23 protein-coding genes are annotated in these 18,399 nt (G+C 62.3%); 11 read left to right on the forward strand and 12 right to left on the reverse strand.

The annotated features are described in order from the left end of the window. Nucleotides 1–30 precede the first annotated feature (30 nt). Nucleotides 31–1,209, reverse strand: a complete 1,179-nt coding sequence (locus tag NMB38_RS03755) for an acetyl-CoA C-acetyltransferase (RefSeq protein ID WP_104925847.1) — start codon at nucleotides 1,207–1,209, stop codon at nucleotides 31–33. Nucleotides 1,210–1,496: 287 nt separating this feature from the next. On the opposite strand from NMB38_RS03755, the gene fabV reads away from it, so the two are divergent. Then, a complete protein-coding gene (gene fabV, locus NMB38_RS03760) occupies nucleotides 1,497–2,708 on the forward strand; it encodes an enoyl-ACP reductase FabV (protein ID WP_027914399.1) in 1,212 nt (403 codons plus the stop codon). A 102-nt stretch (nucleotides 2,709–2,810) separates the two neighbouring features. Here fabV and NMB38_RS03765 read toward each other — a convergent pair whose 3' ends face one another. From NMB38_RS03765 to NMB38_RS03790, 6 genes are all read right to left on the reverse strand, one after another. After that, nucleotides 2,811–3,152, reverse strand: a complete 342-nt coding sequence (locus NMB38_RS03765; RefSeq protein ID WP_027914400.1) for a HopJ type III effector protein — start codon at nucleotides 3,150–3,152, stop codon at nucleotides 2,811–2,813. Then, nucleotides 3,145–3,441: a DUF1244 domain-containing protein gene (locus NMB38_RS03770; protein ID WP_027914401.1), complete on the reverse strand. Its 297-nt coding sequence runs from the start codon at nucleotides 3,439–3,441 to the stop codon at nucleotides 3,145–3,147. The genes NMB38_RS03765 and NMB38_RS03770 overlap by 8 nt, the downstream gene beginning before the upstream one ends. Before the next feature lie 9 nt (nucleotides 3,442–3,450). Beyond that, nucleotides 3,451–4,188 carry a dihydromonapterin reductase gene (folM, locus tag NMB38_RS03775; protein WP_027914402.1) on the reverse strand — a complete coding sequence of 246 codons (738 nt, stop codon included), beginning with the start codon at nucleotides 4,186–4,188 and terminating at the stop codon, nucleotides 3,451–3,453. A 33-nt stretch (nucleotides 4,189–4,221) separates the two neighbouring features. Continuing rightward, nucleotides 4,222–4,782, reverse strand: coding sequence for an antibiotic biosynthesis monooxygenase (locus NMB38_RS03780; protein WP_028687622.1), 561 nt, complete (start codon nucleotides 4,780–4,782; stop codon nucleotides 4,222–4,224). Between the two features lie 172 nt (nucleotides 4,783–4,954). Beyond that, the gene (locus tag NMB38_RS03785) at nucleotides 4,955–5,572 is read right to left on the reverse strand and encodes a hypothetical protein (RefSeq protein WP_023534363.1); all 618 of its coding nucleotides are present in this window, start codon (nucleotides 5,570–5,572) and stop codon (nucleotides 4,955–4,957) included. A gap of 58 nt (nucleotides 5,573–5,630) precedes the next feature. Then, entirely contained in the window at nucleotides 5,631–6,059 is a 429-nt protein-coding gene (locus NMB38_RS03790; protein WP_027914404.1) for a PAS domain S-box protein, read from the reverse strand. A gap of 111 nt (nucleotides 6,060–6,170) precedes the next feature. Here NMB38_RS03790 and NMB38_RS03795 point away from each other — a divergent pair, with 111 nt between their 5' ends. Together NMB38_RS03795 and NMB38_RS03800 are read left to right on the forward strand one after the other, a co-directional pair. Next, nucleotides 6,171–6,626 (forward strand): flavodoxin, encoded by a 456-nt coding sequence (locus NMB38_RS03795; RefSeq protein WP_027914405.1) that lies wholly within the window; start codon nucleotides 6,171–6,173, stop codon nucleotides 6,624–6,626. 224 nt (nucleotides 6,627–6,850) lie between these two features. Then, complete coding sequence (locus NMB38_RS03800) at nucleotides 6,851–7,753, forward strand: alpha/beta fold hydrolase (protein WP_111475208.1); 903 nt, start codon at nucleotides 6,851–6,853, stop codon at nucleotides 7,751–7,753. 250 nt (nucleotides 7,754–8,003) lie between these two features. On the opposite strand, the gene NMB38_RS03805 is transcribed toward NMB38_RS03800, so the two are convergent. Continuing rightward, nucleotides 8,004–8,786 (reverse strand): IclR family transcriptional regulator, encoded by a 783-nt coding sequence (locus tag NMB38_RS03805; RefSeq protein WP_027914407.1) that lies wholly within the window; start codon nucleotides 8,784–8,786, stop codon nucleotides 8,004–8,006. A gap of 169 nt (nucleotides 8,787–8,955) precedes the next feature. Here NMB38_RS03805 and hmgA point away from each other — a divergent pair, with 169 nt between their 5' ends. From hmgA to maiA, 3 genes are read left to right on the forward strand one after another with little or no spacing between them, the layout of a single operon-like run. Further along, the gene (hmgA, locus tag NMB38_RS03810) at nucleotides 8,956–10,257 is read left to right on the forward strand and encodes a homogentisate 1,2-dioxygenase (RefSeq protein ID WP_027914408.1); all 1,302 of its coding nucleotides are present in this window, start codon (nucleotides 8,956–8,958) and stop codon (nucleotides 10,255–10,257) included. 3 nt (nucleotides 10,258–10,260) lie between these two features. Next, nucleotides 10,261–11,553, forward strand: a complete 1,293-nt coding sequence (fahA, locus tag NMB38_RS03815) for a fumarylacetoacetase (RefSeq protein WP_028687626.1) — start codon at nucleotides 10,261–10,263, stop codon at nucleotides 11,551–11,553. 11 nt (nucleotides 11,554–11,564) lie between these two features. Further along, nucleotides 11,565–12,194 (forward strand): maleylacetoacetate isomerase, encoded by a 630-nt coding sequence (gene maiA / locus NMB38_RS03820; RefSeq protein ID WP_236165859.1) that lies wholly within the window; start codon nucleotides 11,565–11,567, stop codon nucleotides 12,192–12,194. Between the two features lie 18 nt (nucleotides 12,195–12,212). Here the strand turns inward: maiA and NMB38_RS03825 are convergent, their stop codons facing one another. Beyond that, nucleotides 12,213–13,019: a SirB1 family protein gene (locus tag NMB38_RS03825; RefSeq protein WP_028687628.1), complete on the reverse strand. Its 807-nt coding sequence runs from the start codon at nucleotides 13,017–13,019 to the stop codon at nucleotides 12,213–12,215. A gap of 123 nt (nucleotides 13,020–13,142) precedes the next feature. Between NMB38_RS03825 and NMB38_RS03830 the strand changes: the two genes are divergently transcribed. Continuing rightward, nucleotides 13,143–14,162 carry a Glu/Leu/Phe/Val dehydrogenase family protein gene (locus tag NMB38_RS03830; RefSeq protein ID WP_490805837.1) on the forward strand — a complete coding sequence of 340 codons (1,020 nt, stop codon included), beginning with the start codon at nucleotides 13,143–13,145 and terminating at the stop codon, nucleotides 14,160–14,162. Between the two features lie 37 nt (nucleotides 14,163–14,199). Here the strand turns inward: NMB38_RS03830 and NMB38_RS03835 are convergent, their stop codons facing one another. Then, nucleotides 14,200–14,463 (reverse strand): YebG family protein, encoded by a 264-nt coding sequence (locus NMB38_RS03835; RefSeq protein WP_027914414.1) that lies wholly within the window; start codon nucleotides 14,461–14,463, stop codon nucleotides 14,200–14,202. 218 nt (nucleotides 14,464–14,681) lie between these two features. On the opposite strand from NMB38_RS03835, the gene NMB38_RS03840 reads away from it, so the two are divergent. Beyond that, nucleotides 14,682–15,152 (forward strand): phosphate-starvation-inducible protein PsiE, encoded by a 471-nt coding sequence (locus tag NMB38_RS03840; RefSeq protein ID WP_027914415.1) that lies wholly within the window; start codon nucleotides 14,682–14,684, stop codon nucleotides 15,150–15,152. Between the two features lie 3 nt (nucleotides 15,153–15,155). Here NMB38_RS03840 and NMB38_RS03845 read toward each other — a convergent pair whose 3' ends face one another. Further along, nucleotides 15,156–15,446: a DUF3509 domain-containing protein gene (locus NMB38_RS03845; protein WP_027914416.1), complete on the reverse strand. Its 291-nt coding sequence runs from the start codon at nucleotides 15,444–15,446 to the stop codon at nucleotides 15,156–15,158. A gap of 158 nt (nucleotides 15,447–15,604) precedes the next feature. After that, on the reverse strand, nucleotides 15,605–15,952 hold the full coding sequence (locus tag NMB38_RS03850; protein WP_254286596.1) for an HPF/RaiA family ribosome-associated protein: 348 nt from the start codon (nucleotides 15,950–15,952) through the stop codon (nucleotides 15,605–15,607). Nucleotides 15,953–16,191: 239 nt separating this feature from the next. On the opposite strand from NMB38_RS03850, the gene NMB38_RS03855 reads away from it, so the two are divergent. From NMB38_RS03855 to NMB38_RS03865, 3 genes are read left to right on the forward strand one after another with little or no spacing between them, the layout of a single operon-like run. Then, a complete protein-coding gene (locus NMB38_RS03855) occupies nucleotides 16,192–16,497 on the forward strand; it encodes a DUF3649 domain-containing protein (protein WP_027914418.1) in 306 nt (101 codons plus the stop codon). Continuing rightward, nucleotides 16,494–18,071, forward strand: a complete 1,578-nt coding sequence (locus tag NMB38_RS03860; protein WP_027914419.1) for a PepSY-associated TM helix domain-containing protein — start codon at nucleotides 16,494–16,496, stop codon at nucleotides 18,069–18,071. Before NMB38_RS03855 ends, NMB38_RS03860 begins: the two co-directional genes overlap by 4 nt. Beyond that, nucleotides 18,071–18,397, forward strand: a complete 327-nt coding sequence (locus tag NMB38_RS03865) for a DUF3325 domain-containing protein (protein WP_490805847.1) — start codon at nucleotides 18,071–18,073, stop codon at nucleotides 18,395–18,397. Before NMB38_RS03860 ends, NMB38_RS03865 begins: the two co-directional genes overlap by 1 nt. The last annotated feature ends 2 nt before the right edge of the window (nucleotides 18,398–18,399 follow it).

Genomic DNA, 18,399 nt, shown 5'->3' on the forward strand with positions numbered 1-18,399 from the left:
AGCGGCCCCGGGTGCCCGTGGCTCGGTTGATCAGCGCTCGATCGCCAGGGCCACGCCTTGTCCACCACCGATACACAGCGTGGCCAGGCCTTTCTTGGCATCGCGCTTGATCATCTCGTGCAGCAAGGTGACCAGCACGCGGCATCCGGATGCACCGATGGGATGACCCAGCGCAATCGCCCCACCGTTCACGTTGACCCGCGAAGCATCCCACGCAAGCACCTTGCCAACCGCCAGCGCCTGGGCCGCAAACGCCTCGTTGGCTTCGATCAGATCCAGGTCGGCCAAGTGCCAGCCTGCCTTGCCCAGGCAGCGTTCAGTCGCAGAGACAGGGGCGATCCCCATTACGGCAGGGTCGACTCCAGCGCTGGCATAGGCCGTGATCCTGGCCAGCACGGGCAAGCCCAATGCCTGGGCCTTTTCAGCGTTCATCAGCAGCACTGCCGCAGCCCCATCGTTGAGGCTGGAGGCATTCCCTGCCGTCACGCTGCCATCCTTCTTGAAGGCAGGACGCAGTTTGGCGAGGGATTCGACCGTGGTGTCCGAGCGTGGCTGTTCGTCCTGGGCGAAAACCTTGGGCTCGCCTTTTTTCTGGGGCAGCAAGATCGGGGTGATTTCAGCCTCGAAGCGGCCAGCGGCGATGGCTGCCACCGCCTTGCGCTGCGACTCGGCCGCAAAAGCGTCCTGCTGTTCGCGGCTCAGCCCGTATTCTTGCACCAGGTTTTCGGCAGTGATGCCCATGTGGTAATCGTTGAACGCGTCCCACAGGCCGTCGCTGATCATGCTGTCGATCAACTGACCATGGCCCATGCGCTGGCCGGTGCGGGCAGAAGGCATGACATAAGGGGCGAGGCTCATGTTTTCCTGGCCGCCGGCGATCACCACCTCGGCATCGCCGCAGCGAATGGCCTGGGCGCCCAGGTGCAGTGCCTTGAGCCCCGAGCCGCAGACCTTGTTCAGGGTCAAGGCAGGCACGCTGAACGGCAGGCCTGCCTTGATGGCTGCCTGACGAGCAGGGTTCTGCCCGGCGCCGGCCGTCAGCACCTGGCCCATGATCACCTCGTCGACCTGCGCCGGATCCAGCCCGGTTTGCTCCAACAGACGCTTGATCACGGCTGCCCCCAGGTCGACGGCCGGGACGCCAGCCAGGGCGCCCTGGAAGCTGCCGATGGCGGTGCGGGTCGCGGCGACGATCACCACTTCGTTCATGTTGTTGTTCTCCGTCTGAAGGTGAGGGCACCCAGCATCGGCGCATTTTGCTCATTTGTTAAGTTTGTTTTTGTTGCCTATTGATAGGAAAACCGAATCAATGCCTAGGCGCAGGAAGAGGGCGTCCGGACAGGGCGCTCTGTCGCCAGTCGGCCACCGATTTTGCATCGCTGCGCTCAACCCTTAAGATGTGTCGCCTGACCTGCGGGGTGAGTCTTACCCCTCAGTCCACTTTTGAAAACGCCCTGCGTGGCGTTATCGTGCATAAACCAGACGAGGTACAGACATTGGCCATCATTCATCCTAAGGTCCGCGGTTTCATCTGCACCACGACTCATCCCAAGGGCTGCGAGCTCAACGTCCGTGACCAGATCGAAGCCACCCGCAAACGGGGCGTACGCGAGGATGGTCCGAAGAAGGTGTTGGTCATCGGTGCCTCCAGTGGCTACGGCCTGGCGGCGCGCATCACTGCCGCCTTCGGTTTCAAGGCCGACACCCTGGGCGTGTTCTTCGAAAAGCCAGGCACCGAAACCAAAGCCGGCACCGCCGGCTGGTACAACGCGGCGGCGTTCGACAAGTTCGCCAAGGCCGAGGGCCTGTACAGCAAGTCGATCAACGGTGACGCCTTCTCCGACGAAGCGCGGGCCAAGGTCATCGAGCTGATCAAGAACGACATGGGCGGCAAGGTCGACCTGGTCATCTATTCGCTCGCCTCACCGGTGCGCAAGCTGCCACAGACAGGCGAACTGGTGCGCTCGGCGCTCAAGCCGATTGGCCAGCCGTACAAGTCGACGGCCATCGACACCAACAAGGACGCCATCATCGAGGCCAGCATCGAGCCGGCCACCGAGCAGGAAATCGCCGACACCGTGACCGTCATGGGTGGCCAGGACTGGCAGCTGTGGATCGATGCCCTGGCCGGTGCCGATGTGCTGGCCGAAGGCGCCCGCACCGTCGCCTTCAGCTACATCGGCACCGAAATCACCTGGCCCATCTACTGGCACGGCGCCCTGGGCAAGGCCAAGCAGGACTTGGACGACACTGCCCTGCGCCTGGACCAGAAGCTGGCGGCTGACGTGAAGGGCGGCGCCAATGTGGCTGTGCTCAAGTCGGTCGTGACCCAGGCCAGCTCGGCCATCCCGGTGATGCCGCTGTACCTGTCGATGGTGTTCAAGATCATGCAGGAGAAGGGCGTCCACGAAGGTACCCAGGATCAGCTCGATCGCATGTTCCGTGACCGTATGTATCGCACCGACGGCGCGCCAGCGCAGGTCGACGAGAAAGGCCGTCTGCGCCTGGACGACTGGGAACTGCGCGATGACGTGCAGGACGCCTGCAAGGCCATGTGGCCACAGGTGACTACCGAGAACCTGTTCGAGCTGACCGACTATGCCGGTTACAAGAAGCAGTTCCTGAACCTGTTCGGCTTCGAGCGCACTGACGTCGACTACGACGCAGATGTGGCGACCGACGTGCAGTTCGATTGCGTCCAGCTGTAATCGAGCGCTCAGAGTTCAGATTACCGGGGCTGCCAGGCAGCCCCGGTATTCATGCTGCGATGCCGACCTCCAGGGCGCAGTCCACTCGATGGCAGCCCCTCATCAAGCCTTGCGCGACAGCGGCAGTGTCTCGAACTTGACGCCTGCCAGGCCATACGCGATCAGCGCACGGATATTCCCATGGTCATGGCCCTCGGGTGTGGCCTGCACATCTCGATAATGCTCGCCAAAAGCCAGCAGCGCTTCACGATCACTCAATCCCTCGAGCAACGCCAGGCCCAAGGTCTTGCATGAACCTTCGTTCTGCCCGGCTGCGTTTTCGACGTCACCGTTGCTGAAGGCCCGGGGCTGATAGGCATAGTGTTCGGCAATGAATGCCAGGGTGTCAGCGAACACATGTTCACCACTGTCCAGGCTGGCGCGCAGGGTAGTCAGATCAGTCACGGGGTTTTCCTTGTTCGAATGCGGCCTGCTGCTGGGGGCTGGCCTCTTTCTGGTACTGGGCCTTCCACTCGCCGTAAGGCATGCCGTAGACGGCTTCGCGCGCCTCGTCCAGGCTCAGGTCCAGCTGGCGCTCGTCGGCTGCCGCCTTGTACCACTTGGACAGGCAGTTGCGGCAGAACCCGGACAGGTTCATCAGGTCGATGTTCTGCACGTCGGTGCGTGAACGCAGGTGTTCCACGAGCCGGCGGAAAGCGGCGGCTTCCAGTTCGAGCTGTTGCTGTGGGGTCATGGGCTTCTCTCAAATGATGCGGTTTTTCAGGTGGCGGCCACCATTGATGACCACTTGGCTGCCGGTGCTGTACTGACTGGCAAGCAGGTACTTGACCGTCTCGATCAGCGGCCCGGCGCCCGGTTCGAATTCCAGCAGTGCCTTCTTCAGTGTCTGTTGGCGATAGGCTTCGTCGCCGCCCTCCTTGAGGATCAGCAGCCCAGGCAGAATACCGTTGACGTGCACCGTGGGCGCGTACTTTTCGGCGAACGACAACACCATGTTCTGCAGCGCGGCCTTGGTGGCGGCATAGCCGATGTGGCTTTTGCTGCCGCGCGAGGATGTCTCGTCGCAGACGTGGATGATGTCAGCCTTGTCGACCTTGGCCAACAGCTCGCCCAAGGCCAGGTTGAGATGATAGGGCGCTTCGACATGAAGGCGGAACATAGTCTCGAGGTTGGCCAGGCCATCGTCGAGCCACAGCGAAGCGTTGTGGATGACGGCGCGCAGGCCATCGTAATGGCTGTAGAGGTAGTCGACCAATGCCTGGCGATCGGCCACCTGGCACAAGTCTGCCGTGAACGGGATGATGTTGGGGTGTGGCGATTGCGGCTGGACGCTGCGGCTGGCACTGACCACCGTATGGCCGGCCTGGGCCAGTTCCATGGCCAGGGCCAGCCCGACGCGTTGGCTGGCTCCGGTTATCAGGATAGGGCTGTTCATGTTCGGGGCGGTCAACTGTATCTGTCGAGGGTTGCCGCCCAGCATACCCCAACTGCCCAGCGCGTGTGAGGCCTGCGCCTACCGGCTACGCCAGGCGTGTTCACGTGTTGACGAACCCTGCAGCCAGCCCGCCAGCAGGTGCGTTGAAAGGGGGATGAACAGGTACACCATCAGGGGGGTGAGCGCCAGGGTGCTCACAAGCACGCGTGGCAACAGGTCCATGCCTGCCAACCAGTGACCGAACAGCATATTGAAAGCCAGTGACACCGGAAAGAACGCCAGCCAGATCGCCGTGGCCTGCTTCCAACGGGGTGGTTTACGCACCAAGGCAGTGCCGAACCAGTCGTTTATGCCACTGACCCGTGCCTCTCTGGGGCGCTCGAACAGCCCGTTGCCCCGCTTGAGCCAGGCGCGCCGGGAAGCCGAATGTTCCCAGGCATGCAGGGTCGGCTCGTCACTGAAGCGGAAGATGATCTGAAACTCATCGCCGTCGCGCGGCGGTGCGAGAATCCCTGAGCCCAGGTAGCCGGGGAAGTCGGTGGCCAGCTGTTCGCCCTCATGGAGCCAGGCCAGCAAGTCTTCGTAGCGGCCGTCGGCGGCGCGCCGCGACACCATCAAGGTGACGGGGGATCTAGACATCGTGTATCTCCTGACGACGAGGCTGGCGGGTAGCTGGCCCCTTGGCTGTGTCGGCCGGGGTGGTGGTCGACTCAGTTAGGCATGCAAGAAGTGGGCGCGGATTATGGCGTATCGCCCGGGCAGGCGTAAGTCATAGGGTGGGTAAACACGGCGCGTTCGTCGGGTGTGGGCTTCAGCCGGGCATTTGCGTATGCAACTCAGGGTGAGCCAGCCGGTGCTTGTGGAGAATGAAATCGCGCAGGCGTTCGATGTCTTCCTGGGCAGTGCCACTCAGGTCATAAGCGGCCTTCGATCCGTCGATACGCCGGCCGAGCTTGCCATGAAGCTCGATTGGGCAGACCCCGTCCGGGGCGAATCGGAGCGTGAAGACATCAGGGGCGTCAGGTAGGTCGCGCACTTGCACAAGCACACCTTTGACAGAAATGTCACACACCCAGAGCCCGCTGTCGTCACCATGGGCGTCGAGCAGCGCACAGGGCGGATCAAGGGTCAGTCGCCAGGGTCGCAGCCTGGGGCCTATCTCGAAAATGTCGGGCGCGCCCAGTTGCAATTGCAGCGTATGGAACTCGTCTTCGATCAGCTGCAGCGGAATGCTGATTTGCTGGTTGTCGACATGGGCCTGCAAGGTGACTTGCTCATGCGCGACCAGGCGCGTCAACAGGCCCTGGATGCGGCTGTCCCCATTGACCAGGAGGCTCGTCATGGCTTCGGCCATGTCGAACTGCGGGGAGTGCTGGACATCCTGGATATAGTCCAGCTCATCCTGGGTCAAAAGCGTGTCGGGGGGCATCTTGAAACTCGATGTGGAGGGTTCTACAACCCAGTTGACTCCAAAAAACAACCGGGGTTCAGGTCTGGTCACCGGCTTTCTGACGAACGCGCAGCTCGGCCAATTCGCGTTCCATTTCCACTTGCCGGGTAACGTCCTTCTGAATGCCGATGAAGTACAGGCGCTGGTCAGCCGCATGCCTTAGCGGGGTAATCGAAAGCTCGTTCCAGAACGCGGTGCCATCCTTGCGGTAGTTACGCAGCACTTCACGGCAGGCCCGGCCCTCTGCCAACGCCTTGCGGATGCGCGCGCGGCCCAGTTGGTCGCGGTCGTCTCCCTGCAGGAATCGGCAGTCCTGGTACAGGATTTCATCTCGGCTGTAGCCGGTTAGGCGCTCGAAAGCCGCGTTCACGTAGATGAGGATGGTGTCGTCGCCTTCCTGTTCGGCGACCACGATACCGTCGTCCGAGGCATCGACCATCGATTGCAGCAACTGCGCAGTGATCATGTGTAGGTCATGCAGTGAAGGGATGAGGGCCACGGGCATTACCACGGCCTTGTGCCAGCGCTGGGTGCTAGTATCCTACGATTTCACTCAGTATCGGAAACCTTTTCCCTGATGAAAGTCGTCATTATTTCCGGATCGGTGTACGGCACCGCCGAAGAAGTCGCCCGTCACGCCGAATCGCTGCTCAAGGCTGCTGGCCTGGAGGCCTGGCACGCCAACCGAGCCTCTTTGCCCGACCTGCAGGCGTTCGGCCCGCAGGCAGTGCTAGCGGTGACCTCCACCACCGGCATGGGCGAGCTGCCCGACAACCTCATGCCCCTCTACAGCGCCTTTCGCGACACCCTGCCGGCCGCCTGGCGTGGCCTGCCGGGTGCAGTCATCGCCTTGGGCGATTCCAGTTATGGCGATACGTATTGCGGCGGCGGCGAACAGATGCGCGAACTGTTTGCCGAACTTGGCGTGCACGAGGTGGTGCCCATGCTGCGGCTCGATGCCAGCGAGAGCGTGACACCGGAAACCGATGCCGAGCCGTGGCTGGCTGAACTGGCCCAGGCACTGAATGCCTGACGTTTTGCAGGACGGGAACGCAGCCGGCAACCAGGCAGGCTGCGCCTACCGCTGGTGCAGGTGACTCGCTCAGTCATCAAGCTGGCTGGCAACGCAAGTTCAAGCGCCTCGGCCGCTGGCTAGACTGTGTCTCGACATAGAGAGCACATGCAAGTGCCGAGGTGACATGCAATGACAGCAGCCTTGCCCTATCGCGTCCATATTCCTTAACCCGGTGCCTTCCGATGCCCATGGCCGAAATTCCATTGTGCGTCTGGCGTACCCGGGGACAGAGTTTCACATTCCGGGGCCAGAGCATCCGCTACTGGACCGCAGGGCAAGGAACGCCCCTGCTTTTGCTACATGGTTTTCCTACAGGGAGCTGGGACTGGCATTACCTGTGGGGGCCTCTGGCCCAGCGCTATCGGGTGGTGGCCTGCGACATGCTAGGGTTCGGCGATTCGGCCAAACCGGTTGATCACGTCTATAGCCTGATGGAGCAGGCCGACTTGCAGCAGGCCTTGCTGGCTCACCTGCAGATCGAGCAGCCGGTGGATGTGCTGGCTCATGACTACGGCGGTAACGTGGCTCAGGAACTGCTGGCTCGGCATCATGAACAGCGTGCCAGTATCGCCAGCTGCGTCTTTCTCAACAGCGGCCTGTTTCCTGAAGGCTGTCGCATGCTGCTGCTGCAGAAGCTGCTGCTAAGCCACCTGGGGTGGTTGGTGGCGCGTTCGTTCAGCCGTGATGACTTGGTGCGTCACCTGACCCGTGTCTACGGGCCGTGTACCCACCCGAGCGAAAGCGTGCTCGACGACTTCTGGAGCATGCTGGCTGCCAATCGCGGCACGCGCGTGCTGCACAGGCTTGCCGGTTACGTGCCTGAACGCATGCGCCACCGTGATCGCTGGACACAGGCGCTGCAAGGGACGGTGCCGTTGCGTCTGATCGCTGGCGCAGTCGATCCCCTTTATGGCGCGCACATGGTCGAACACTACCGTCGGCACGTACCGACCGCCGATGCCGTGCTGTTGCAGGGTATTGGTCATCATCCGCATACCGAAGCGCCGCAACAGGTGTTGCGTCATTACCTGGCGTTCAGGGAGCCCGCCCAGGCGTTCGGCTTGCTCAAGGTGGCCCAGTCCTGACCCGTTGAAGCGGCAACCAGGCCCTTGAGCACTAAATCGCAGGCAAAAAAAACCGCTGCCTTTCGCAGCGGTCAATCGAGACGTCAGATCAAGGAGCTTCAAAATCTACGTCGATACACCTGGCTGACACCGCGAGCGGGGGGAGAGCCCTCGGTGGCAGCCAGTGATCCGATAATAAGCAATTGAATCCGCTGGAAAAACCGCATACGGCGACATTCACCGTTACATACCAGGCAACAGTCTGCAGTACTCAAGGCGCTGGGCAGTGCCCCATGCGCCAGCTTGTCTCGCGCGTGGCAGCCAGTAGCCGCTGCGCCGCAGGGCCTTGTTCATCGGCCTGGAACATCGACGTGGGCCCCACCACCGTCATCACCGCAGCGATCTGCCCCATGGCGTTGAAGATCGGTGCTGACAGCGCATCCACACCCGGCATCAGCAGCCCGTGGATGTGGTGCAGGCCGCGTTCACGTATACCTGCCAGTACCTGCTGATAATCATCAGGCCGCTGCTTGAGCTGGGTCAGCTCGCGCGCCATCAGGTCCACGGTTTCCCGCTCAGGCAAATGGGCCGCGAACACCAGCCCGGTGGACGAGGTCAGCAGCGGCAATACCGAGCCGATCTGCGTCACCACGGTGACGGCGCGCACGGCCGGTTCGATGCTTACCACGGTCGCCCCCTGGTTGCCCCACACCGCAATGAAGCAACTCTCGTTCAATTCATCACGCAGCTGGGAGAGCGGCAACGCGGCGACTTTCAGTACATCGATGCTGCCCAGCGCGGCCATGCCCACGCGCAATGCTTCGCGCCCCAGACCGTAATGATTGGTGGCCGCATTCTGTTCGGCGAACCCGCTGGCAATCAAGGCTTGCAGGTAACGATGCACCTTGCTCGCCGGCATCTGGACATGCTCTGCGAGCCTGGACAGTGACGTAGAAGGCGAGAGTTCGGCCAATGCCTTGAGGATGTCGGTGCCCACCTCGGCTGAGCGGACCTTCTGCTTGCCGTTGTCGGTAGGGGAGCTGGCTTTGGCCATCGGTAGGATCATCCGCGAGTCATCGAGTCGCGCCTTTATAGCTTGACGCCTGGCGCAGAGCAAATTACGTTATTCGTAATCTGATTACGATAAAAACAATGCAGATGCGCCGCCGTTCCCTCGGGCAGCAGCAACTGCTCCCACAGGCCGCCCCGGCCCGGAGGCATCGATGAATCGCGACCCTGCACCTGACCTTCACTACCTCAGCGGTTTCGGCAACGAATTCACCAGCGAAGCGTTGCCAGGCGCATTGCCGGTCGGGCAGAACTCGCCTCAGAAAACTCCCTATGGGCTCTATGCCGAGCTGCTCTCCGGCACAGCGTTCACCATGGCCCGTCATGAGCTGCGCCGCACCTGGATGTACCGCATCCGGCCGTCGGCCGCTCACCCGCGTTTCGAGCGCCTTGCGCGCCAGCCTCTGAGCGAGGCGTTGGGTACGATCACGCCCAACCGCCTGCGCTGGAACCCGCAGCCCATCCCGCAAACGCCGACCGACTTCATCGAGGGTTGGGTGCCCATGGCGGCCAATGGCCCTGCTCATGCGCCTGGCGGTGTGAGCATCTACATCTACTGCACCAACCGCTCCATGGAGCGCGTGTTCTTCAACGCCGACGGCGAGCTGTTGCTGGTGCCTGAGCAAGGTCGCCTGCGCATCGCCACCGAGCTGGGTGTCATGCAGGTCGGCCCGCTTGAAATTGCAGTGATTCCCCGCGGCATGAAATTTCGCGTCGAGCTGGTCGATGCCCAGGCGCGTGGCTACCTTGCCGAAAACCACGGCGCGCCCCTGCGCCTGCCGGACCTGGGGCCCATCGGCAGCAATGGCCTGGCCAACCCTCGCGATTTCGAAACGCCGGTGGCCGCTTATGAACAAACCACCGGGCCGGTGCAGCTGGTACAGAAATTCCTGGGGGAGCACTGGGCATGTGAACTCCAGCATTCGCCGCTGGACGTGGTGGCCTGGCACGGCAGCAACGTGCCTTACAAATACGACCTGCGCCGCTTCAATACTTTGGGCACCGTCAGCTTCGACCACCCGGACCCCTCGATCTTCACCGTGCTCACCTCACCGACCAGTGTGCACGGCCTTGCCAACATGGACTTCGTGATCTTCCCGCCGCGCTGGATGGTGGCCGAGAACACCTTCCGTCCACCGTGGTTCCACCGCAATCTGATGAACGAGTTCATGGGGCTGATCGACGGTGCCTACGATGCCAAGGCCGAAGGCTTCGTGCCCGGTGGCGCCTCCCTGCACAGCGTCATGAGCGCCCATGGCCCGGATGCCGAGACGTGCGACAGGGCCATCGCCGCCGAGCTTGCCCCGCACAAGATCGAGAACACCATGGCGTTCATGTTCGAGACCAGCCAGGTGCTGCGCCCGAGCCAGTACGCCATGGCCTGCCCGCAGTTGCAGACCGACTACGACAGCTGCTGGGCCACCTTGCCCAGCACCTTCAACCCGAACCGGAGATAACCCATGAACCAACACGCTATCGCCCGCAGTTGGGTGAGCCATGCCAATGGGCACAGTGACTTCCCGCTGCAGAACCTGCCCTTGGGTATCTTCAGTCGTGGCAGCGAGGCCAGACGCTGTGGCGTGGCCATCGGCGATGCCATCCTCGACCTTGAGGCGGTGCTGGGCTTGGGTTTGTTCGAAGGTCAGGCCAAGGCGGCGGTACTCGCTACGCAGGGCGGCACCTTGAATGGGTTCTTCGCACTGGGGCGCGGAGCGCGCGTGGCGCTGCGTGAACGGCTGCTCGAGTTGCTCGGTGAGCAGTCCGAGCACCAGGCAATGCTGGAAGGGGCGCTTTACCCCGCCAGCACTTGCCAGATGCACGTGCCGGCCCAGATCGGCGATTACACCGACTTCTACGTGGGCATCGAGCACGCCCGCAACATCGGCAAGTTATTCCGCCCCGACAACCCCTTGCTTCCCAACTACAAGTACGTGCCCATCGGCTATCACGGCCGTGCATCGACCATTCGCCCCTCCGGGACGGATGTTCGCCGGCCCAAGGGCCAGACATTGCCCGCCGGGCAGAGCGAACCGAGCTTCGGCCCGTGTGCGCGGCTGGACTACGAGCTGGAGCTGGGCATCTGGATCGGGCAGGGCAATGACATGGGCCAGGCCATCCCCATCGGCGATGCCGCCGAGCACATCGCGGGCCTGTGCCTGCTCAACGACTGGTCGGCGCGAGACATCCAGGCGTGGGAATACCAGCCACTGGGGCCGTTCCTGTCCAAAAGCTTCGTGACCACGATTTCGCCCTGGGTCGTCACGGCCGAGGCGCTGGCGCCCCTGCGCTGCGCTCAGCCGGCCAGGCCGCAAGGGGATCCCCAGCCGCTGTCCTACCTGCTCGACAAGCGTGATCAGGCAGCCGGTGCATTCGACATCGAACTGGAGGTGCTGCTGCTCACCGAACGCATGCGGGAGGAGGGGGCTACGCCGCACCGCCTGGCCCTGAGCAACACCCGCAGCATGTACTGGACGGTGGCCCAGCTGGTGGCGCACCACAGTGTCAACGGTTGCCAGTTGCAACCCGGCGACCTGTTCGGTTCCGGCACCCTGTCAGGTGCCACCCCAGGGTCCTATGGCAGCTTGCTGGAAATCACCGAGGGCGGTAAGCACCCGGTGGAGTTGCCCAATGGCGAAGTGCGCAAGTTTCTGGAGGACGGCGACGAAGTCATCCTGCGGGCACGGGGTGTGTGCGACGGTGAGGTGAGCATCGGGTTCGGCGAGTGCCGTGGCCGGGTCATCGCGGCCAACTGAGGAGCGCAGGCATGGAGCTGTATACCTATTACCGTTCCACCTCGTCCTACCGGGTGCGGATTGCCTTGGCCCTCAAAGGGCTGACCTTCCGTGCACTGCCCGTCAATCTGCTGCAAGGCGAGCATCGGCAAGCCGGTTACCTGGGTATCAATCCCCAGGGCCGGGTACCCACCCTGCGTACAGACGGTGGCGAGCTGCTGGTGCAATCCCCAGCGATCATCGAGTACCTGGAAGAGGCCTACCCGCAGCCCGCCCTGCTACCGGAAGGTGCAGCGCAGCGCGCCCAGGCCCGCGGGGTGGCGGCGATCATCGGCTGCGACATCCACCCCCTGCACAACGTCAGCGTGCTCAACCGCTTGCGTGAAGCGGGCCAGGATGAAGTGCAGATCAACCAATGGATCGGTCATTGGATAAACCAGGGGCTGGGGGCTGTCGAGCAGGTGATCGGCGAGGGTGGGTATTGCCTGGGCGATACCCCTGGCCTGGCGGATGTCTACCTGATACCGCAGCTTTATGCCGCCGAGCGATTCGGGATCGACCTAGGGCGTTACCCGCGCATCCGCAGAGTGGCGGCGTTGGCGGAGCAGCATCCGGCGTTCATGCAGGCTCATCCTTCGCGTCAGTCCGATACACCGCGGTGAGCCGCGTTCGATTGGTGATCAATGAAGGGAGCGGCTTGTCGAGGGCAATTGCTCCAGACGCTCGTTCAATACGAGTCGCTGCACAGGGTCTTCCGTGAGCAGCAACGCATGTTCCAGGTCGAAGCGTTCGGCGTGCGGGCAATCGAGTTGCCTGTACAGGCTTGCCCGGGCCAGGTAGTCGCCAACCTGGGCGGGCCCCAGTTGCATGACGCGCTCGGCATCGATCAGCGCCGCGAGTGGGGCATCATTACTGGTGTGCAGGTGGCGCAAGTTGCGTGACAGCCGTTGCAGCATCTGCATCGCGCTGGCCGGGCGCAGGTGCTCGGCGCTCAACGCGGTGCCAGGGCCATACTGGCGGATCAGCAGCTCCCGGCAATCATTGGGGTAAAGACGCCGACCGCCGCAGGGGTCGAGCAAATGGTCGGCACCCGGCACGCGCAATAGGAAGTGCCCCGGGAAGCTGACTCCTTCGAGTGGAATGGACAAACGTTGCGCAAACTCCAGTGCCAGGATGGCCAAGGCCAACGGTTGGCCGCGTCGCCTTGTCAGCACATGGTTCATCAAGGCAGCGTGCGGACGCAGCGGCAGGTATTCATCCTGTTGGAAACCTAACGCGTTGAGCTGGCGCAAAAGCGGCTGGGCAAGTTCAGTGGCCGCCACCATGGGCAGGTGAATGCTGATGGTGTGCTGCATGTTCTGGCAGACGGCCTGGCAGGCATCAGGGTCGACGCTTGGGTCATGTTCGGCGGCGATCCACAGCGCAGCTTGCAGCAGGGCGGCAGGCTTGTTTTCAAGGCAGGCCAGGCAGGCTTGACGTGGCTTCATGGGCTTCTCCACTCACCCTTGAGTAATAGCCGGCCAGAGCGGTTTCGTCCAGTTGTCCGGTAGCCCGGCCTGCCCGGTTCAGGTGCCTATACTGGATGCTGCACCTCATGGGGGAGCCAGGCCATGTTCGCACTGATGCAAAGCACCCGTACTCAGTCACTGCATGTGTTCAACGATCCGCAGACAGGCCTTGAAGCCGTCGTGGTCATTCACAGCGAGCGGTTCGGGCCGGCCATGGGCGGTTGTCGCTACCTGGCCTACACCGATCATGAGAGTGCCATCACCGATGCAGTCACCCTGGCCCAGGGCATGAGCTACAAAGCGGCAATGGCGGGCCTGCCGTTCGGGGGCGGCATGGCGGTCATTTTGCGCAGTCCGCATGTGAACGACCGCGCCGCCCTGTTCGAGGCACTCGGCCGCTGCATCGATAGCTTGCAAGGGCGACTGCTCATTGCCCTGGACAGCGGCACCTCGACGCTGGACATGGATTGCCTGGCGCAGGGCACCCCCCATGTTGTCAGCACGACGGCGCTGGGTGAGCCTGCCCCACATGCGGCGATGGGGGTATTCGCGGGCCTGCGCGCCACCGCCCATGCACGGCTGGGCAGCCACAACCTGGAAGGGCTGCGTGTTGCCGTTCAGGGACTGGGGAGCGTGGGGTATGCGCTGGCCGAACATCTGCATGCATCCGGTGCAGACCTGCTGGTCAGCGACCTGGAGCCAGGCCGGGTGCGACTTGCAGTGGAGCAGTTCGACGCACAACCGATTGCCCACGATGCGCTACCCAGTACACCGTGCGACATCTTCGCCCCGTGCGGCGTAGGCCCGGGATTGAATGGGCAAAGTGTGATGCAGTTGAGGTGCGCGGCGGTGGCAGGCGCTGCGAATAACCAGCTGGCATCGCTGCATGTTGCCGATCAGTTGGAGGGGCGAGGAATTCTCTATGCGCCTGATTACGTGATCAACGCAGGCGCCCTGATCTACTCGGCGTTGGCTCATAAGGGCGAAAGAGCGGAGGCGATCACCGCCCATATTGCCCGTATACCTGCCCGACTCACCGAAGTGTTCGGCCATGCCCAGGCTGAAAAGCGTTCACCTGCACGTGTGGCGCAGGCGCTGGCGGAACGTTTGCTGTACGCGTGATTTCCGCGCCCTTAGGCAATCAAGGCACCAGCGATCGTTATTGAGCAGCATCGCTCTCGAGCAGTTCACCCAGCGCGTCAGGCTGGCTCTTGAACGCCCTGGCAAACACGTCGCGGTTCTTCGCCATGTAGATACCAGCTTCTTCTACCTGCTGCTCGCTCAATGATGGCACGGCCTTGTGCAGCACCTCTGCCAGGCGCTCAGCCAGTTCGAGCATCTTGTCGTGACGGTCTGCTTCGGCTTTATCCATGAACAAGCGCTCCGGGTCGCGGCTGCTGCGATACACCACTTCGACGGCCATTCATCACCTCTATGCCTTTTTGCTGTTAACAATTTACTGTATCTATATACAGTAATGGCATTCTCCGAATCGCGCAACCCTGAATTTCCCGGGTGCTGCGCGTGTCCTGCGTCACTCGACCACCTTCCAAGCCCCTGTGCCTGGCCCTTTAACTGCATGGCACAAGCGTCATACGGGTAGCGCATCATTTTTTGGATAGCTTTGGGGAGTCGTTGATCGTGAACATCAAATGGGCAGAAAAACTGCGCAAAGGCTTGCATGGTTCAGCCGATTCGCTGGGCAACCTGTGCGTCGAAGGCTTTCACTACCTGGCCTTATTCGGCATCGGTGCGATAACCGCCTATGCCGCTGTGGTGACCTTCCTGGACATGCTCGGCAAGGGTGGGATCAGTGTGGATGACATCCTGCTGCTGTTCATCTACCTGGAGTTGGGCGCCATGGTAGGCATCTATTTCAAGACCAACCACATGCCCATCCGCTTTCTACTGTACGTGGCCATCACGGCGCTCACCCGCCTGTTGATTGGCGACGTGTCGCACCACAAGGCGCCGGATGTAGGCTTGCTGTACGTGTGCGGGGGCATTCTGCTGCTGGCATTGGCCATTCTGGTGGTGCGCTACGCGTCGTATCGCTATCCGTCGACCAAGGCCCTGGATGCCAGCGGCAAGGATGTGGAAGAGGGCAAGTAACCCTCAGTTGGCCACGACGTTGCGTGCTTGGCCGCCACCGGGGCGCGTGAGGGCGGCGAGCACTTGCATGGGGTTCTGGCTGCGGTCTATCGCCAGACCCAGGCGGATGCTGTCGATGACCCGTTGCAAACGAGCAGGGTCGTTGCGTTGCGCCTGGCTGATCAAGCGTTTGGCGGCAATGCCCGCCTCGTCAGACAAGGTGAGCATGATGCTCCCGTCTAGCGCCTCGATGCTCAGGTTGACCCGGTACTGGGGGCTGAACGCTGCACTGATCTGATCGAATGGGTTGGTCATGATGGCGCTTCTGCAACGTGATGATGCAGAAATTGACTGGCGGGGGCAGGAGCAGGTTCCAACCGTTTATCGGTCGTGACAGGCGCAGTAGTGCAAGGCTGAGCCCCTGCGGCTGGATAAGGCAAGGGCCGCTGCGCGGCCCTATTCTGGTCAGGTGATCAAGCCTCCGGATCGCTCACCTCCAGCACGCCACGCTTGCTGCGCAACTTGCCGTACAGATGCTCCAGCGCGTGGGTCAGCTTAATAGCCGCGCCTTCCACCGCCTGGTCAAGCGAATTGGCCGTATGGGTCACCGAGATCGGCTGATGGCCTTTGGGGCGAGCCTCCATCTGGCAGCGCTTGTCCTGTGGTCCGGGTTTGCCGCCGTTTTCATCGCGCAGGTGCACCTCGATACGGGTGAGGTCTTCCTCGTAGCGCTCCAGCGTGTCTTGCACCGTGTTGCGGACCCACTCGTCGAGCCGGGCATTGCCATCGATGTGGTTGCTGCTGTTGACCTGGATTTGCATGATTCAATCCTTATTCAGCTTGCTCGCGTGGAGACGCCAGGCCCTTGAGACCCTTGGAATTTCTGCGCCTCTTGACTCTAAGGTCAGGCAAGCGAACAGCGAATTCAACCCCCGCGAAAAAATAAATGTCTTGTAGCAAAGCCGATTGCTCACTTTTGCCCGGCATGCTGTCGGCCAGGCTTTGCATATGAGAATCCATATCATTATTATTGCTGGCCTGACCCTTTCTGGACTTCGTCATGACCCGTAAACCCGCCAGCCTCACGCCCAGCTATCGTCTGGCCGTGGCTTCACGCAGCCTGGCGGCGTTGCTCGGCGGTTACCTGTTGGCGTCTACGGCCAGTTTCTGCGTGGCAGTGTCGCTGCCCGTGGCGCCGGTCGACGCCACGCTGATCGGCCTGATGCTGTCGTTCGTGTTCTACGTGCTGGCATTCATCGGTTGCTTTGCCTGCCGTGATGCCTGGCGAGCGTGGCTGGGCGTGTTGATACCGAGCCTGGTGCTCGGGCTGCTTGGCGCACTGGTCCATTGGATGAAATTGCCATGAAAGAAGGCTTCCGCCAGGCGATGGCCTGGCTGCACACCTGGACGGGCCTGCTGTTCGGCTGGCTGCTCTTTGCCATCTTCCTCACCGGCACCCTGTCGTACTTCAAGGAAGAAATCACCCACTGGATGCAGCCTGAGATAAGCCATCACGCCGCCAGCCCGCAGGCCGCACTGGAGGCGGCGCAGCGCTACCTGCAACGTCAGGCGCCCGCTTCGCAAAGCTGGTTCATTCGCCTGCCCAATGAGCGTGAAGCAGGGGTGAAGGTCGGGTATCGGGATGCGAACGGCGGGCCGCGCGGTTTCGTCACCCAGACCCTCGATGCCAAGACCGGCGAGCCCGTCACGGCGCGCGACAGTCGCGGCGGTGAGTTCTTCTACCGGTTCCACTTCCAACTGCAGATGCCTTATCCGTATGGCCGCTGGCTGTCGACATTCTGCGCCCTGATCATGCTGCTGGGGCTGGTCACCGGCATCATCACCCACAAGAAGCTCTTCAAGGAATTCTTCACCTTTCGTCCTGGCAAAGGCCAGCGTTCCTGGCTGGACGGACACAACGCCATTGGCGTGCTGGTGCTGCCGTTTCACCTCATGATCAGCTACAGCAGCCTGGTGCTGTTCATGTACCTGGTCATGCCCGCAGGGCTGATGGCGCATTACGGCGATGACACCTCGAAGTATTTCAATGATCTGTTTGGGGGAGGGGAGGCGCCCAAGGCAGCCCAGGTCGCCGCGCCGCTTGCACCACTGCCGGGTCTGTATGCCCAGGTCCAGGCGCTGCAACCAGGGGCGCGGGTGGGCAACATTCGGGTCGAGAACCCGGGCGACAGCAACGCCCGGGTCACCTTCACTCAATCTGCCGCCGACCACGTTGCCTATCGTCGCAGTGCCAACTGGACCTTCGACGGCGCCACAGGCGCGCTGCTCGAACAAGGCAAACCCGAAAGTGGCGCCATGCTGACGGCATTCAGTTTCGCCGGGTTGCACATGGGCAATTTTGCTGGCCCTTGGCTGCGATGGCTGTATTTCTGCTTCGGGCTGGCGGGCACCGCTGTAATCGGGACCGGCCTGGTGATGTGGTTGGACAAGCGCCAGCTCAAGCATGCCAAAGCCCCACGCGTTCCACGTGAGCTGCGTCTGGTGGAAGTGCTCAATATCGTCAGCATGAGTGGGCTGCTGTTGGCAGTGGCCAGCTTTTTCTGGGCTAACCGGCTGCTGCCGGTGGCGCTTGAAGCCCGTGCCGACTGGGAGGTCAACGCGTTTTTCATCACGTGGGGCCTGGCGCTGGCGCATGCCATTGCGCGTAGCGGTCGCCGGGCCTGGGGTGAGCAATTGGCACTCGGGGCGCTGGCCTTCATGCTGTTGCCCCTGCTCAACGCGCTGACCACGGCGCACGGGCTCGACCACGCCATCATCGATGGCGACTGGAGTATGGCGGGGTTCGACCTCACCGCACTGGGCTGCGGCGTATTCCTGGCCTGGCTGGCAAGCAAGAAGCTGCGCCCTGCGGTGGCCTCGGCCAAGCTTTCCCGTTCACGCGCCAGCCAGGTTGGCCATGAAACGGCGCAGGCCCGATGATGTTCGGTATCGCCTTGATCGGCTTTGCGGGTTTCGCCGCCTTGTGCCTGGCCATGCCCAAGCACTTCGAAACGCTGTTGGGGCGCACGCCTGGTCCAGGACAACCGCAGCTATTACGCGTGACCGGCTGGCTCATGCTGCTGGTCTCGTTGGCCCTTGCTGTGCAGTCGCGGGGCTGGGCTCACGGCTTGGTGGAGTGGACGGCCGTGGTGATGGCAGGTGTGACCATGTGGGTGTTCGCGTTGCCGTATCTGCCGCGCTTGCTGGTCGGCATGGCCGCCGTCAGCGCATTGCTGGGGCCGTTGCTGGTCCTGTCAGCCGGGTGATG

This window comes from Pseudomonas sp. FBCC-B35 (genome assembly GCF_059133755.1).

Excerpts from the sequence above, each read along its gene's own strand:
- fahA (WP_028687626.1), top strand. The coding sequence starts at position 10,261 with ATGAACCAACACGCTATCGCCCGCAGTTGGGTGAGCCATGCCAATGGG.
- NMB38_RS03845 (WP_027914416.1), bottom strand. The coding sequence starts at position 15,446 with ATGACCAACCCATTCGATCAGATCAGTGCAGCGTTCAGCCCCCAGTAC.
- NMB38_RS03755 (WP_104925847.1), bottom strand. The coding sequence starts at position 1,209 with ATGAACGAAGTGGTGATCGTCGCCGCGACCCGCACCGCCATCGGCAGC.
- maiA (WP_236165859.1), top strand. The coding sequence starts at position 11,565 with ATGGAGCTGTATACCTATTACCGTTCCACCTCGTCCTACCGGGTGCGG.
- folM (WP_027914402.1), bottom strand. The coding sequence starts at position 4,188 with ATGCTGGGCGGCAACCCTCGACAGATACAGTTGACCGCCCCGAACATG.
- NMB38_RS03860 (WP_027914419.1), top strand. The coding sequence starts at position 16,494 with ATGAAAGAAGGCTTCCGCCAGGCGATGGCCTGGCTGCACACCTGGACG.
- NMB38_RS03795 (WP_027914405.1), top strand. The coding sequence starts at position 6,171 with ATGAAAGTCGTCATTATTTCCGGATCGGTGTACGGCACCGCCGAAGAA.
- NMB38_RS03780 (WP_028687622.1), bottom strand. The coding sequence starts at position 4,782 with ATGTCTAGATCCCCCGTCACCTTGATGGTGTCGCGGCGCGCCGCCGAC.
- NMB38_RS03805 (WP_027914407.1), bottom strand. The coding sequence starts at position 8,786 with ATGGCCAAAGCCAGCTCCCCTACCGACAACGGCAAGCAGAAGGTCCGC.
- NMB38_RS03830 (WP_490805837.1), top strand. The coding sequence starts at position 13,143 with ATGTTCGCACTGATGCAAAGCACCCGTACTCAGTCACTGCATGTGTTC.
- NMB38_RS03835 (WP_027914414.1), bottom strand. The coding sequence starts at position 14,463 with ATGGCCGTCGAAGTGGTGTATCGCAGCAGCCGCGACCCGGAGCGCTTG.
- NMB38_RS03865 (WP_490805847.1), top strand. The coding sequence starts at position 18,071 with ATGTTCGGTATCGCCTTGATCGGCTTTGCGGGTTTCGCCGCCTTGTGC.
- NMB38_RS03855 (WP_027914418.1), top strand. The coding sequence starts at position 16,192 with ATGACCCGTAAACCCGCCAGCCTCACGCCCAGCTATCGTCTGGCCGTG.
- NMB38_RS03850 (WP_254286596.1), bottom strand. The coding sequence starts at position 15,952 with ATGCAAATCCAGGTCAACAGCAGCAACCACATCGATGGCAATGCCCGG.
- NMB38_RS03825 (WP_028687628.1), bottom strand. The coding sequence starts at position 13,019 with ATGAAGCCACGTCAAGCCTGCCTGGCCTGCCTTGAAAACAAGCCTGCC.
- hmgA (WP_027914408.1), top strand. The coding sequence starts at position 8,956 with ATGAATCGCGACCCTGCACCTGACCTTCACTACCTCAGCGGTTTCGGC.
- NMB38_RS03785 (WP_023534363.1), bottom strand. The coding sequence starts at position 5,572 with ATGCCCCCCGACACGCTTTTGACCCAGGATGAGCTGGACTATATCCAG.
- NMB38_RS03790 (WP_027914404.1), bottom strand. The coding sequence starts at position 6,059 with ATGATCACTGCGCAGTTGCTGCAATCGATGGTCGATGCCTCGGACGAC.
- NMB38_RS03770 (WP_027914401.1), bottom strand. The coding sequence starts at position 3,441 with ATGACCCCACAGCAACAGCTCGAACTGGAAGCCGCCGCTTTCCGCCGG.
- NMB38_RS03800 (WP_111475208.1), top strand. The coding sequence starts at position 6,851 with ATGCCCATGGCCGAAATTCCATTGTGCGTCTGGCGTACCCGGGGACAG.